The sequence below is a fragment of the Kitasatospora sp. NPDC053308 genome (genome assembly GCF_055585785.1).
In genome coordinates, this window is record NZ_JBVJJY010000018.1 from 41949 (window position 1) to 55800 (window position 13852).

At 72.7% G+C, this 13852-nt stretch carries 12 protein-coding genes; 6 read left to right on the forward strand and 6 right to left on the reverse strand.

What is annotated here, in order from left to right:
- Window positions 1-97: 97 nt before the first annotated feature.
- Genes ACZ6Y7_RS30385 through ACZ6Y7_RS30400 form a run of 4 tightly spaced genes read left to right on the forward strand, consistent with a single transcriptional unit; the run spans window position 98 to window position 4715 of the window.
- A complete protein-coding gene (locus ACZ6Y7_RS30385) occupies window positions 98-1033 on the forward strand; it encodes a nucleotidyltransferase domain-containing protein (RefSeq protein WP_465761150.1) in 936 nt (311 codons plus the stop codon).
- Entirely contained in the window at window positions 1030-2211 is a 1182-nt protein-coding gene (locus ACZ6Y7_RS30390; protein WP_465761151.1) for a GNAT family N-acetyltransferase, read from the forward strand. The genes ACZ6Y7_RS30385 and ACZ6Y7_RS30390 overlap by 4 nt, the downstream gene beginning before the upstream one ends.
- A gap of 10 nt (window positions 2212-2221) precedes the next feature.
- Window positions 2222-3598 carry an MFS transporter gene (locus ACZ6Y7_RS30395; RefSeq protein ID WP_465761152.1) on the forward strand — a complete coding sequence of 459 codons (1377 nt, stop codon included), beginning with the start codon at window positions 2222-2224 and terminating at the stop codon, window positions 3596-3598.
- Between the two features lie 43 nt (window positions 3599-3641).
- Window positions 3642-4715: a GNAT family N-acetyltransferase gene (locus tag ACZ6Y7_RS30400; protein WP_465761153.1), complete on the forward strand. Its 1074-nt coding sequence runs from the start codon at window positions 3642-3644 to the stop codon at window positions 4713-4715.
- Between the two features lie 160 nt (window positions 4716-4875).
- On the opposite strand, the gene ACZ6Y7_RS30405 is transcribed toward ACZ6Y7_RS30400, so the two are convergent.
- From ACZ6Y7_RS30405 to ACZ6Y7_RS30415, 3 genes are all read right to left on the reverse strand, one after another.
- Window positions 4876-5679, reverse strand: a complete 804-nt coding sequence (locus tag ACZ6Y7_RS30405; RefSeq protein WP_465761154.1) for a hypothetical protein — start codon at window positions 5677-5679, stop codon at window positions 4876-4878.
- A complete protein-coding gene (locus ACZ6Y7_RS30410; RefSeq protein WP_465761155.1) occupies window positions 5676-6209 on the reverse strand; it encodes a SigE family RNA polymerase sigma factor in 534 nt (177 codons plus the stop codon). The genes ACZ6Y7_RS30405 and ACZ6Y7_RS30410 overlap by 4 nt, the downstream gene beginning before the upstream one ends.
- A 131-nt stretch (window positions 6210-6340) precedes the next feature.
- Entirely contained in the window at window positions 6341-7366 is a 1026-nt protein-coding gene (locus ACZ6Y7_RS30415; RefSeq protein ID WP_465761156.1) for an expansin EXLX1 family cellulose-binding protein, read from the reverse strand.
- A 338-nt stretch (window positions 7367-7704) separates the two neighbouring features.
- On the opposite strand from ACZ6Y7_RS30415, the gene ACZ6Y7_RS30420 reads away from it, so the two are divergent.
- Both ACZ6Y7_RS30420 and ACZ6Y7_RS30425 read left to right on the forward strand, forming a co-directional pair.
- On the forward strand, window positions 7705-8745 hold the full coding sequence (locus ACZ6Y7_RS30420) for a LacI family DNA-binding transcriptional regulator (protein WP_465761157.1): 1041 nt from the start codon (window positions 7705-7707) through the stop codon (window positions 8743-8745).
- Window positions 8746-8872: 127 nt separating this feature from the next.
- A complete protein-coding gene (locus ACZ6Y7_RS30425) occupies window positions 8873-9334 on the forward strand; it encodes a hypothetical protein (protein ID WP_465761158.1) in 462 nt (153 codons plus the stop codon).
- 134 nt (window positions 9335-9468) lie between these two features.
- Here ACZ6Y7_RS30425 and mmsB read toward each other — a convergent pair whose 3' ends face one another.
- From mmsB to chvE, 3 genes are all read right to left on the reverse strand, one after another.
- Window positions 9469-10704, reverse strand: coding sequence for a multiple monosaccharide ABC transporter permease (gene mmsB, locus ACZ6Y7_RS30430; protein ID WP_465761159.1), 1236 nt, complete (start codon window positions 10702-10704; stop codon window positions 9469-9471).
- A gap of 3 nt (window positions 10705-10707) precedes the next feature.
- Window positions 10708-12255: a multiple monosaccharide ABC transporter ATP-binding protein gene (gene mmsA, locus ACZ6Y7_RS30435; RefSeq protein ID WP_465761160.1), complete on the reverse strand. Its 1548-nt coding sequence runs from the start codon at window positions 12253-12255 to the stop codon at window positions 10708-10710.
- A gap of 116 nt (window positions 12256-12371) precedes the next feature.
- Window positions 12372-13466, reverse strand: coding sequence for a multiple monosaccharide ABC transporter substrate-binding protein (gene chvE / locus ACZ6Y7_RS30440; RefSeq protein WP_465761161.1), 1095 nt, complete (start codon window positions 13464-13466; stop codon window positions 12372-12374).
- Window positions 13467-13852: the final 386 nt, after the last annotated feature.

The following is a 13852-nucleotide window of genomic DNA, read 5'->3' on the forward strand; positions in this document are numbered from 1 at the left end:
GCGATCCGCCGCGATCCGCCGTGACCAGCTGTGACCCGCGGCGCCCCGCGGCGCCCCACTGCGCCCCGCTACGACCCGTTGTGAGAGGAAGCCTTTCGTGGATGTCTCCGTGCTTGACCGGCTGCCCGCCCCGGTACGGGCCGAACTCGACCGCCGGCGGGCACCGCTGCCCGCGATGGCGGCCCTGGTGGAGGCCGACGAGGACGAACCCGTCCTGCTCGCCGGCTCCTACGCGACCGGGGAGTGGAACCCCACCTCCGACCTCGACCTGCTGGTCCTGACCAAGCGGAACCGCCCGCGGCGCGCGCCCGGCACCACCAACCACCCCTCGATCCTCGGGGACAGCTTCGACGGGCAGGCGGGCGATCTCCCGGTCAACGTCGAGTACGTCTCCGCCGAGCGCCTGCACGACCTCGCCCGGGTGCTGGGGAGCGCCGACGGGGACGGCGGCGCGGTCGACCTGCCGAACCTGCAGGGGCTGGAGATCCGGCTCGTGCAGCGCGTGCACAAGGGCATCCCGCTGAGCGGCGCCGGGGAACTGGAGCGGCTCCGCGCGGGCCTCGACCTCGACGCGGCCCGCTCGGCGGCCACCGCCCTCGCCTTCGTCGGCACGCTCAGCCTGCTGGAGGACACGACCGTCCTGACCAGCCCGACCCGCGAGCTGATGTGCCGGGGCGCCGCGGAGTCCCTGCTGATGTCTGCCGTGAACGGGTTCGGCCCGCTCACCCATGACGGCAAGCACCTGCTGACCCGGGCGGCACGCATCGCCGAACTCCCGCAGGTCCCGAAGCTGTTCGGCCGGATCGAGACGCTGCTGTTCGCGGACCGGCTGCCGCACGAGGAAGCGCTCGGCCTGGTCCTGGACCTGGCCGAGGACCTGTACCGGTCGTTCGCCGACCCGCGCTGCCCCTCCCGCGTCCTGCCCATGCTCGACCCGTTCGTCCCGACCTGGGCGTGGACCGGACGCCCGTGGACGTCGCCGGGACACGGCCGTGCGGAGACGGGACGGCCCGCCCCGGGGCAGGGCGTGTGACGGCCCCGGACCCGGCCGTCGACCGGGCGGCGGACGAGGCGTGGCGGCTGCTCGACCCCGATCCGCCGCTGTTCGCCTCGGAGGCGTGGCTGGAGCTGTTCGCCGGCCGGATCGAGGGCCGCCACCGCCGCTTCGTCAGCGCGCCCGGCACACCCCTCGCCACCGGTTTCTTCGGCACCGTCGTCGACGACAGCGAGGTCTCCGAGAGCAAGAACCCCTGGCAGCTGCTGTTCGAGCCCTGCAGTCTGCGGACGCTGACCCCCGTGGCGACGGCGGCCCAGGCCGCGGCCCGGGCCGCCGGGCCGCCCCGTGCGGCCTGGTTCCCCTCGCTGGTGCTGATGTACCCGGGCCTGGAATGCTTCCCGGCCGGTCCCGGCCGCCACCACCCCGCCGCGCTGGACCGCGCCGTCGCGGACCTCGTCGGCCGGGCCCGGGACGAGGGCCTGGAGTCGGTCGCCTTCCTGTACGTGCAGCCGGAGGAGCGGGCGCTCGCCGAGGCGCTGCGCCGGGCGGAGTTCGTGGAGTTCCCGCTCGCGCTGCGCTGCAACCTGCGCCCGCCCGGCACCTCGTTCGCCGACTACCGGGCCGCCCTGGGCCGCAGCGCGGTCAAGAGCATGGACCGGGTCCGCCGCCGCCTGGCCGAACGGGGCGTGTCCATCGCCCGGTTCCCGCTGAGCGAGCTGGACGACGCCGGGGTCGAACGGCTCGTCGACCTGCGCCTCCAACACCGCGCCAAGTACGGACGGCGTCCCGATGCCACCGGGGAGCGGGACCAACTCGGGGCGCTGCGACAGAACTTCGGCGACCGCTGCGAGGTGGTGGCCGCGCTGGCCGACCGGCGGATCATCGCGTTCTGCCTGTTCCTGGACGCCGGCGAGGTACGGCACTCCTGGACGAACGGCGCCGACTACACCGACGGCCGGTCCAAGGACACCTTCTTCGAGGTGTGCTACTACCGGCCGGTCGAGGACGCCTACCGCACCGGCCGCAAGGAGCTGTCCTACAGCTACGGCGCGGAGAACGCCAAGCTCGAACGGGGCTGTCGCCTGGACGAGGTGAGCGGCTTCGTGCTCCCGCTGAGCGACGACGGCCTCGAACCGGCGCGCCGTGCGGCGCAGGCCCTCGCCGGGGGGCTCGCTCGTCCCGGCTCGGAAACGCACAGGACAACGGGAGAGTGACGAGACAGTGATGGCCACCGACGCCGCCGAGGCCCCCGAGGGGCGCGGCATCCTGCGGGAGCGGGGCTTCCGGTACTACTGGACGGCGCGCGCCCTGTCCCTGGTCGGGGACTACGCCTTCCGCACCGCCTTCGCGACGCACATCATCAGCGTCAGCGGCTCGGCGTCCACGCTGGCCGCGGCGACGGCCGTGCTGCTGGTGCCCTCCCTGGTGTTCTACCTGGTGGGCGGCGCCGTCGGAGACCGCACCCGGTCCCGGCGGGCCATCATGATCGGGGCCGACCTCGCCCGGTTCGTGGTCCTCGTGCTCATCGCGGGGGTGACCTACTGGACGTCCAGCGTGGCGCTGCTCGTCGTCCTCGCGGTGCTGATCGGGGTGGCGGACGGTTTCTTCCAGCCTGTGTCTTTCGCCTACATGCTGGAGATCACGCCGAAGGAGAAGCTGGTCGCCGCGAACTCGGCGCTCTCCGTGGGCCAGCAGATCGGACTCATCGGCGGCCCGCTCGTCGGCGGGTTCATGGTGAGCCTCGCGGGCGCCTCCGCGACCTTCGCGTTCGACGCCGCCACCTTCCTGCTCTCGGCGGTCCTGCTGCTGCTCATCCGTACGCGCCGTCACGCCGGCGAGGAGAACGGGCCCGGCACCGTGGAAGCGGGCGCCGCGGCCGAGGACGGCGCCGCCGAGGCACCGGCCAAGGGCACCGACCGGTTGCGGCAGGTCGGTGCGGACGTCGCCGTGGCGGGCCGGTACGTGGCCGGGCTGCGCTGGCTGCTGGTCTCCCTGGTCGTCGGCGCCTGCACCAACGCGGTGTACGCGGGCGTCCTCGACGTCTCGGTGCCGCTGATCATGGCACCGGAGGGGACGTCCGAGGGCAGGGTGCTGGGCACGTTCTACGCGCTCCAGGGCATCGGCGCGCTGGTCGGGGCGGCGCTGCTGGTCAAGCTGACGGTCCGCAGGATGGGCCCGGCGCTGTTCGCCATGCTCGCCCTCATGGCCCTGTCCCTCGCGGCGACCGGCCTCATCGGCAACGGCGCGGGCGCGCTCGCCATGGCCTTCACCTACGGGATCGGCCTGCACTTCTTCAACTCGATCTTCCCCAGCCTGTTGCAGGAACGGGTGCCGGAGTCCCTGCTCAGCCGCGTGGGCGGCCTCGCGTTCCTCGGGTTCAACGGCCTGATGCCCCTGGGCGCCCTGCTGATGGGACCGCTCGTGGCCGCGTTCGACGCCCGGGGAGCGGCCGTCTGGGCGGGCCTCGCGGCCGCTCTGGCCAGCCTGGCCGCCCTGCTGTCCGGGGACGTCCGCCGACTCACCGCCGCGAGCCCGGAGCCGGACCCGGGCGCGGCCCCCGACTCCGCCGACGGCGACCAGGACGCCGTCGCCAAGGTCTGACCGGGTAGCTGGAGGCCCCACCCGACGAAGGAACAGGAAGACCATGTACAGGACAGAAGTGATCCCGCTGTCCGGCCCGTTCGACGGCGCCGGCTGGGACCGCCTGGGTCCGGCCGCCGCGGTCCAGGGCGGCCGCTGGCTACGGGCGATGATCAGCCGGCTGCCCGGTGAGCCGGTCACGGCCCTGCACCACGGCCCGGACGGCGCGCTCGCCTTCACCGGTGCCGTGATCAGGGACGGCGACGCGTACGAGGCGTACAACCCCTGGGCGATCCTGCGCCGCGCGGACCCCGTCTTCCCCGAGGCGGAGTGTGCGCGCCGGCGCGTCCTGCCCCGGCTCGGCGACGGACCCGAGGAGATCCTGCCGTCCCTGCTCCTGGTGGCACCCGGCTACCTCGGCGATCCCGTGGGGCCCGCCGCGGACCGGCCCGAGAGCCTGAAGCAGTGCCTCGCCGACGTCTGCGCCTGGGCGGGCGACGCGGGCCTGGCCACCGTGTCGGTGCTGTACACCACGCCGGCCGCCGCGCGCGTCCTGGCCCCCGCCGTCGGCGCCCTGGGCGGGGAGAGCTTCGAGCTGACCACGCGCTCGATGATGCGGGTGACCTGGGACGACGAGGAGGGCCTCGCCGCCGCCCGGTCGAAGGGACAGCGCGCCGAGGTGCGGCGGCAGCTGCGCCGGCTCGCGGAACACGGCTGCACCGTCGGGGCGGGAGACCCCGACGACCTGTTCGACGAGGTCGTCGGGGCCAGGTGCGAACTGCTGCGCCGGTACGGGCAGCCCGCCGACGAGAGCTCCGAGCGGCGCCGGCTGCGCACCCTGATCGACACCTTCGGCGACGACCTGCTGCTCTGCACCGCGCACCACGGCGGCCGGCTCATCGCCCACGCCCTCTTCGTGTCCGACCGGAGGACCCTGCAGAACGTGTACGTCGGCACCACGGAGGCCGGCCGCAACACGCCGTACGCGCACCTGGCGGTGACCTACCACGAGCCGATGCGGCGCGCCGCGCGCGAACGCCACGACTGGATCGACTACGGCGTCGGCCACGGGGACACCAAGCGGTTGCAGGGCTGCGACGCCGTCGCGCTGACGGGACACGTGATCCCGCTCCACTGACCGGCCGCCCGGTGTGCCGCCCCCGCAGCCTGAGCCGTCCTCCGAACCGATAGGCCGCCCGAAGTGCCTCCCGGAGCCGTCCTCCGGCGGCAGGCCCTCCGTCGCGCACGCCCGGGGGATCCACGGCGGATTCCCCGGGCGTGGGCCGTGGGACCCGGGCTCACCTCGCCGGGGCGAAGTCCCCCCAGACCGAGGCCGGACCGCTCGCGGACTGGGCGTCGACGCGGTAGGTGTCGCCGGCCGTGTTGCGCACGCCGGTGGCGTGGTTGAACTGGTCGGCGAACTCGAACTGCCCGACGGGCACGGTGCGGCCCGGCTTGAGGACCCAGCGGTACACCAGGGCGCCGCCGGACTCCTGGACGGTGACGGTGAAGTCGTCGCCCGGGAGGGTGTGCCACTTGCCGGTGTCCCGGACCTCGCCGGTCTGGACGACGCGCATCTCGACGGTGAGCGAGGTGAGCGGCTGGGCGGTCTTGAGCACCAGGTTGTCCTGGCCCCAGTAGACCGTGGTGTGCGGGTCGACCGAACCGTCCGACCACACCGGGCCGTTCTGGGGCCGGCCGCTCGCCGCGGGCGTCGGCCGCGGGCTCGTCGGGGCCGCGGTGGTGGTCGGCGCGGCGGTGGGGGCCGGGACCGGGGCGGCGGAGACGGGGGGAGTCGGCCGGGTCGGTGACGGGGTGGCCGTCTCGGGGGCCGTCGGCGAGGGTGCGGCCGGCGCGGTGGTGGCGGTCTGCGACGGCTGCGGTGCCCCGACGATCCCGGCGGCGAGGCCGCCGGTGGCCAGGATGCCGGCGGCGGCGAGGCCCGCGAGGGCGGCCTTGGGCCACGACCGCGCGAACGGCGAGCTCCGGTGGCGGACGGGAGGGCCGGCCATGCCGCGCTCGACGCGGGCCAGGATCCGTGCGCGGTCGGGCTGGTGGGCTTCGGCGGCCTCGCGCAGCTGCCGGGTGATGTGGTCGTTCACCGTGCGTTCCTCCTTCCTGTCGTCAGTACGTCGACCGCGTGCGCGCCGAGAGCGCGCTGCAGCTCGGCCATGCCCTTCGAGGTCTGGCTCTTCACCGTACCGACCGAGACGCCCAGCGCCGCGGCGGTGTCCCTCTCCGAGAGGTCGAAGGCGTGGCGCAGCAGCACGCACGCCCGCTTGCGGAACGGCAGCCGGTCGAGCGCCGCACGGACGTCCAGTACGGCCGGTACGTCGGGGCCGTCGGTTCTCTCGGGGGCGCGGGACCAGAAGGCCAGGATCCGGCGCCGTTCGCGGATGGCGCTGCGGATCCGGGCGCGGGCCATGTTGGCGACCACCCCGCGCGCGTAGGCGAGCGGGTGGTCGGCCGAGCGGAGCCGGTCCCAGCGTTGCCACAGGGCGACGAGGGCGTCCGCGGCGATGTCGTCTGCCGCGTCCGCTTCACCGGTCAGGAGGTGGGCGAAACGGGCGAGTTCGGCGTAGTGGCGTTCGAAGAAGTCGTGGAACTCCGCGGACGCGTCATCGAGGAGCATTTCCCCCGGTCGCCCTCTCCCTGCAATGTGAGCGTTAACAACAGGTGTGAGCGTAGCAGTGCCCGATGGCGGGGTGGGGCGGTGGTCGCCGCGGCGGGGCACCACCGCCGGTCGGCGGGCGAGCGGCGCGGTCAATGCCGGGTGAACTGGACGGGGGTGGCCTGCACGACGTCCGGCTTCACCGCGAGCCCGTCGACGGTGAGTTGCTCCCCGTAGACGTCGGTGACCCGGATCGACCCGCCGCAGCCGGTGCCGTCGGGGGAGAGGAAGTAGTTGTAGTCGGTGCGGGTCAGCTGCCGCCAGCCGCCCCCGGCCCGTACCTCCAGGGTCGCCACCGGGTTCCGGTGGCCGATCACCTGGATCCCGCACCACCACGGGGAGGAACCGGACTTGTACCGGACCGACAGGGTGGCGGGCGCCGAGCCGGGGCTCAACTCCGTCCAGGTGATCGCGAGCCGGCCCACCGACAGGTCCGCGAGCTTGCCGAAGGCCTCGTGGCTGAGGTCGAGCTGCCCGGGCGCACAGGGCAGCGGGCACTCGTTGACGATCCGCACCGTGACGCTCGCCCCGTTGGCGGCGCGGACGAGGACGGCCGCCCCGCACGCCCGCGAGGTCTCGTAGTCGGTGTGGTTCATCGCCGCGACCATCATGTCGCCGGACGGGCCGAACGAGCAGGCGCCGTTGCCGTCGGCGGCGTCGTAGGAGGTCGCGACGCCCTGGTAGCCGACGCCGGGCTTGATCCGTCCGGCCAGGGACGCCGGGGCCGGAGCGGGGACGGCACCGGCGCCGGCGGCCTGGGCGGCCGACGGGGCGGCCTTGGCGGTGGTCGGGGCGCCGGTGGCCGACGCCTTCGGCGGGGCGGTGGCCGGCGGGGTGGGGGCGGCCGTGGCCGAGGGGGTGGGGCTGGTGGTGGCCGAGGGCGCGGCCGCCGCCGGGGGCGTGGGATCGGGCGCGCCGGTGGTGGTCGGTGCGGTCGGCCCGGTGGCCGCGACGGAGGCCGCGGCCGGCTCGGCGGCGCCGGTGCCGCCCCCGCCGCCCGGCAGGAGCGCGAAGGCCAGGCAGACCAGGACCCCGACCGCGACCAGCGCCATCGGTATGCCCAGGACCAGCCCGCGCCTGCGGTGCGGCGGTGGGGCGGCGTGCTTCGTCGCCTTCATTCCCGTCCCTTCGGTAGGTCGACTCGGTGGGCCGACTTCAGTGGGCCGGCCTGGGGGCCGACTCGACGTTGCGTTGACCGGTGGTCGCCGGCGCCGGAAAGGTTGCCGTCCCGGCGCAGGATTTTTCTTCGGGTCCCGTGGGCGCCCCGCTCCCGGTGCGTCACCCGTCGGTTGCCGCCGTCGGCGGAAGGGTTGCCGCGTTCCGGGAAATCCTTCGGGACGCGGGACGCGGGACGCGGGACGCGGGCGCGTGCTCGGGCACCGGGCGGTGGGTCGGGGTGCGGAGCCGGTGCGGCGGTCGCGGACAATGGGCGGTCGTGGAGGAGAAGGAGTCGCTCGTGGGTATCGAGAGCCGCCCGGTGACGCTGAGGATGATCGCCGACCAGCTGGGGCTGGACGTGTCCACCGTCTCCCGGGTCCTGAACGGGTCCGACGGCGACGGGCGGCGTGCCGCCTCGGGGACGACGGCCCGCCGGGTGCGCGACCTGGCGGAGGAGTTGGGCTACCGCCGCGACCCGGCCGCGGTGACCCTGCGCACCCGGCGCAGCAGCCTGATCGGGGTCGTGTTCGCGCGGCTGTCCGAGACCGTCGTCGCGACGATCTACGAGGGCATCGAGGAGGAGGCGGCCCGGCACGGGCTCGCCGCCTTCGTCACCAACACCCAGGACGATCCGGTCCGTCAGCGCGAGCGGATCGCGATGGTCCTCGGGCGGCGCGTCGACGGCATCATCATCGGCGACGCCCACCTGGACGGCGCGGCCCTGGCGGACCCGGCGCTCCGGCGCACCCCGCACGTCCTGGTCAACCGCCGGACGGAGGCCGGGATCCCGGCCGTCACCTGCGACGACTACCGGGGCGGGCGCCTGGTGGCCGAGCACCTGCTGGGGCTCGGCCACACCCGGGTGGGCTGCGTCGCGGGCGAGCCCTTCGCCAGCACCGGCACCGATCGCGCGGCCGGTTTCGTCGACCGCTACGCCGAGGCGGGGCTGCCGGTGCCGGCCTCGCTGGTGCGGCACTGCGCCTTCGACACCGCGGGCGGCCGGGCGGCGGCGACCGCCCTGCTGTCCGCCGGCCACCGACCCACCGCACTGTTCGCCGTCAACGACCTGGCCGCCGTCGGAGCGCTGGGCGCGGCCCGGGACCTCGGCCTGCAGCTCGGGCGGGACCTCGCCCTGGTGGGCTTCAACGACACCCCGGTCGCCGCCGAGCTGCCGGTCGCGCTCAGCACGGTCCGCTCGCCGATGGTGGAGCAGGGCCGGGCCGCGGTGCGGGAACTGCTGCGCCGGATCGGCGGCGAGCCGGCGCGGTCCCGGCGGCTCGCGCCCGAGCTGGTGGTGCGGGCCTCCAGCGGCGGGCCCGTCGGGCCGTCACTTCTCTGACCCCGGCGGGGATCCACACCCCTGGTGCCCCCGGCCGGGTCGCGCCTATCATCCAACCCAAACGATTGGGCCAAACGTTTGGGTTGGGGGCGAGCCGATGTCGACGGCGAAACCGGATGAGGCGGTCGTGAGCGTCCACCGCGCCCACCGCTACGTACCGGCGGTGGTGTGGAAGCGGGCCTTCCTCGCCCTGGTGCTGCTCTTCTGGGTGCTGATGTACCGGGGCGTCTGGTGGCAGGGGCTGGTGGTCGACGCGGTGGTGATCGGCGGCCTCCTGGTCGTCGGACAGCTGCCGCCGAGCACGGGCCTGCGGGCCGTCGAGGTGCGTCCGGAGGGCCTGCGGCTGCGCTTCGGAGGCGGCGCGGAACCGGCCCTGCTCGGCTGGACCGACGTCCTGGACGTCCGCTACGAACCCGGTCGCGTCGAGAGCCGACCTATCGCCGGCGGCCGGGAGTCGACGACGATCCGGCACCCGGCCGTGGCCCTGCTGGTCCGGGGGCAGTCGGAACCGCTGCTCCTCGTCCACGTCCGCCGCCCCCGGCGGCTGGCGGTGGCGATCGCGGTCCAGGCCGCCCGGGCCCGGAGGTGACGGTCCGGCAAGCGTCCGGCAAGCGTCCGGCAGGCGCCGGAACGCTCGGGACAGGGGGCGGGCACTCCGCGGAAACACGGCAGGACGGGCGCGGTGTGGGAACACCGCGCCCGTCCTCGTCCCACCGGTCCGGGTCAGGAACCGGCCCGGCGCTTGTTGTAGACGTCGAAGCCGACCGCCGCGAGCAGCACCAGGCCCTTGATGACCTGCTGGTAGTCGGTGCCGACGCCGACCAGCGACATGCCGTTGTTCAGCACGCCGAGCACCAGGCCGCCGATGATGGCGCCCAGGACGGTGCCGACGCCGCCGCTGGCGGAGGCCCCGCCGATGAAGGCGGCGGCGATGGCCTCCAGCTCGAAGTTGATGCCGGCCTGCGGGGTGCCGGCGTTGAGCCGCGCGGCGAAGACCAGCCCGGCCAGCGCCGCGAGGACGCCCATGTTGGTGAAGGCGAGGAAGACGACCCGCTTGCTCTTCACGCCCGACAGCTTGGCCGCCGGCTCGTTGCCGCCGATGGCGTAGGTGTGCCGGCCGATGATCGAGTTGCGCATCAGGTAGCCGAAGCCGACCAGCAGCACGCCGAGGATCAGCAGCACGATCGGCACGCCGTGGTAGCTGGCCAGCAGCAGGGTGAAGGTGACCACGGCCGCGGTGATCACGGCGAGCTTGGTCAGGAACAGCGGGAGCGGGAGCACCTCCAGCCCGTACGAGGCGGTCTGCCGCCGGCCGCGCACCTCCTGCAGGACGGCGGCGGCCAGCACCGCGAGGCCCAGCAGCAGGGTGAGGTTGTGGTAGTCGGTGTGCGGCCCGACCTCGGGGAGGAAGCCGCTGCTGATCTTCTGGAAGCCCTGGGGGAACGGCGCCACGGACTGGCCCTGGAGGAGGATCTGGGTGCCGCCGCGGAACAGCAGCATGCCCGCCAGGGTGACGATGAAGGACGGGATCCCGAGGTAGGCGATCCAGAAGCCCTGCCAGGCGCCGGCGAGGGCGCCGATCGCCAGCGCGATCACCATCGCGACGGGCCAGGGCAGGTGGTGCTTGACCATCATCACCGCGGCGGCGGCCCCGACGAAGGCGGCCAGCGAACCGACCGAGAGGTCGATGTGCCCGGCGATGATGACGATCATCATCCCGATCGCCAGGATGAGGATGTAGCCGTTCTGCTGGATCAGGTTGGTGATGTTGAGCGGCTGGAGGAGGATGCCGTCCGTCCAGATCTGGAACAGCACCACGATCAGCGCGAGGGCGACCAGCATGCCGTACTGGCGGACGTTGCCGCGCAGGGCACGGGCCAGCACGGAGCCGATGGAGGGGCCGGGGCCGGCCTGCGGTGCCTTCGGGGACGTGTCCGGGATGATCTCGGTCTGGGCCATGCCTCACACCTGCTCGTTGCTGGATGCGGCGCTCATGGTCATGAGCCGCATGAGGGATTCCTGGGTGGCGTCGGCACGGTCCACCTCACCGGTGATCCGGCCTTCGGCCATGGTGTAGATCCGGTCGCACAGGCCCAGGAGTTCGGGGAGTTCGGACGAGATGACGAGCACCGCCTTGCCCTGCGCGGCCAACTCGGCGATGACGGTGTAGATCTCCGCCTTCGCGCCGATGTCGATGCCGCGGGTGGGCTCGTCGAGGATCAGCACCTCCGGCTCGGCGAAGATCCACTTGCTGAGGACGACCTTCTGCTGGTTGCCGCCGCTGAGCGTGCCGGTCCGGGTGAACACCGTCGGCGCCTTGATGTTCATCGTCCGCCGGAAGGACTCGGCGACCTTGGTCTCCTCGTGCCGGTCGACCCGGCCGAAGCGGGCGACCTTGCCGAGGGCGCTCAGCGAGATGTTCCGGCTGATGTCGTCGATCAGGTTGAGGCCGAGCTGCTTGCGGTCCTCGGTGACGTACGCGATGCCGTGCCCGATCGCCTCGGGGACCGTCCGGGTACGGATCTCCCGGCCGTGCAGGAGCACCCGGCCGCCGCTCCAACGCCCGTACGAGCGGCCGAAGACGCTCATCGCGAGCTCCGTGCGACCGGCGCCCATCAGGCCGGCGATGCCGACGATCTCACCGCGCCGCACGGTCAGCGAGGCGCCGTCCACCACCATGCGCTGCTGGTCGATGGGGTGCCGGACGCTCCAGTCCTCGATCTCGAAGGCGACCTCGCCGATGTCCGGGGTGCGCTCGGGGTAGCGGTGCTCCAGGTCGCGGCCGACCATGCCGCGGATGATCCGGTCCTCGGAGATGCCGCCGGAGCCGATCGCGAGAGTCTCGATGGTCTGCCCGTCGCGCAGGATGGTCACGGAGTCCGCGACCCGGGCGATCTCGTTCAGCTTGTGCGAGATGATGATGCAGGAGATGCCCTGCGCCTTGAGTTCGAGGATCAGGTCGAGCAGCTTGCGGCTGTCCTCGTCGTTCAGCGCGGCGGTCGGCTCGTCGAGGATGAGCAGCTTGACCTTCTTGGCCAGCGCCTTGGCGATCTCGACCAACTGCTGCTTGCCCACGCCGAGGTCGGCGATCCGGGTGTGCGGGCTCTCGTCGAGGCCGACCTGGCGCAGCAGCTCGGCGGCGTGGGTGAGCGTCCGGTGCCAGCTGATGATGCCCCGGGAGGCGTGCTCGTTGCCGAGGAAGATGTTCTCGGCGATGGACAGGTACGGCACCAGCGCCAGTTCCTGGTGGATGATGACGATGCCGCGCTGCTCGCTGGCCCGGATGTCCTTGAACCGGCAGGGCTCGCCCTCGAAGAGGATCTCGCCCTCGTAACTTCCGTGCGGGTAGACACCGCTGAGCACCTTCATCAGCGTGGACTTGCCGGCGCCGTTCTCGCCGCAGATGGCGTGCACCTCGCCGGCGGCGACGCTGAGGTTGACCTCGGAGAGCGCCTTGACGCCGGGGAACGACTTGCTGATCGACCGCATTTCGAGAACGGGTCCAGCCATGGGTGTGCGTCCGTATCGTTCGGGGCGGTGCGGTGGGGGAGGGGCCCGGGCCCGCGGGGAGCCCGGGTGCCGCACCGCCGGTTTCGGCTCGGGGCCCTCCTACCGGGCCCCGCGGGCTACTTGAGCTGGTCCGCGGTGTACTGACCGCTGTCGACCAGGACCTGCTGGTAGTTGTCCTTGTCGACGCTGACCGGCTGGAGCAGCTGGGCCGGGACGGTCTTCACGCCGTTGTTGTACTGGCTGGTGTCGTTGACCTCGGGCTTCCCGCCGGTGAGCACCGCGTCGCCCATCTGGACGGCGGCCTTGGCGAGCTGGCGGGTGTCCTTGTAGACGGTCTGGGTCTGCTCGCCCGCGATGATCGACTTCACCGAGGCCAGCTCGCCGTCCTGGCCCGTGACGATCGGCAGGGACTTGGCGGTGCCGTACCCGACGCCCTTCAGCGAGGACAGGATGCCGATCGAGATGCCGTCGTACGGCGAGAGCACGGCGTCGACGTGGGCGGAGGTGTAGGCCTTGCTCAGCAGGTTGTCCATCCGGGACTGGGCGACACCGCCGTCCCAGCGCAGCGTGGCGACCTGGTTGAACTCGGTCTGGCCGCTCTGCACCACCAGCTTCTTCTGGTCGATGTACGGCTTGAGCACGCTCATCGCGCCGTTGAAGAAGAAGGTGGCGTTGTTGTCGTCCGGCGAGCCGGCGAACAGCTCGATGTTGAACGGCCCCTTGCCGTCCTTCAGGCCGAGCTTGTCGGCGATGTAGCTGCCCTGGAGGACGCCGACCTTGTAGTTGTCGAAGGTCGCGTAGTAGTCGACGTTCGCCGTGCCGCGGATCAGCCGGTCGTAGGAGATCACCGGGATGTGGTTGTCGGCGGCCTTCTGCAGCACGTTGGTGAGGGAGGAGCCGTCGATGGCGGCGATCACCAGCAGCTTGGCACCCTTGGTGATCATGTTCTCCACCTGGGAGACCTGGTTCTCCACCACGTTGTCGCCGTACTGCAGGTCGGTCTTGTAGCCCTTGGCCTGGAACTCCTTGACCATGTTGTTGCCGTCGTTGATCCAGCGTTCCGAGGACTTGGTCGGCATCGCGATGCCGACCAGGCCGCCCTTGGCGTCACCCTTGGCCGGGCCGTCACCGGCACCGTTGGCGCTCTGGCCGCAGGCCGCCAGCGAGAGCACCAGGCCCGCGGCGACGAGGCCCGCCGAAATCTTCCGCACAGTTCCTCCAGTGGTGTTCCGCGACCGGCGCAGAGCGACCCTGACTGGGCGACTGGGAGCGGTCGGGCGGGGCCGGCCGGGAGTCGGTCCTCGACTCGGTGGTCGTCGATGTTACAGACGCCCTGGCCTGGCGTGACATGAGTGTTAACGCTAACAACCGTGGCGTCAAGGGCCCTGAGATCACTGTTGGATAGCGGCGCGCGGGTGCTCCGTCCGCCTGGTCGCAGCCCATCGGGGCCGCCTCGGGCACCCACGGGGGAGTGATCCCGGAAAACGCCTTCACGGAAGAGCCGTGAGCGTTAACTTGGCGATATTGGCACATGTCAGCGGCGTGTGGGGCTGGTATGAAGAGAATCCGCCAGTTGAACCGAGGGTAACGGATTGGC

Excerpts from the sequence above, each read along its gene's own strand:
- ACZ6Y7_RS30395 (WP_465761152.1), top strand. The coding sequence starts at position 2,222 with ATGGCCACCGACGCCGCCGAGGCCCCCGAGGGGCGCGGCATCCTGCGG.
- ACZ6Y7_RS30400 (WP_465761153.1), top strand. The coding sequence starts at position 3,642 with ATGTACAGGACAGAAGTGATCCCGCTGTCCGGCCCGTTCGACGGCGCC.
- ACZ6Y7_RS30410 (WP_465761155.1), bottom strand. The coding sequence starts at position 6,209 with ATGCTCCTCGATGACGCGTCCGCGGAGTTCCACGACTTCTTCGAACGC.
- ACZ6Y7_RS30415 (WP_465761156.1), bottom strand. The coding sequence starts at position 7,366 with ATGAAGGCGACGAAGCACGCCGCCCCACCGCCGCACCGCAGGCGCGGG.
- mmsB (WP_465761159.1), bottom strand. The coding sequence starts at position 10,704 with ATGGCCCAGACCGAGATCATCCCGGACACGTCCCCGAAGGCACCGCAG.
- mmsA (WP_465761160.1), bottom strand. The coding sequence starts at position 12,255 with ATGGCTGGACCCGTTCTCGAAATGCGGTCGATCAGCAAGTCGTTCCCC.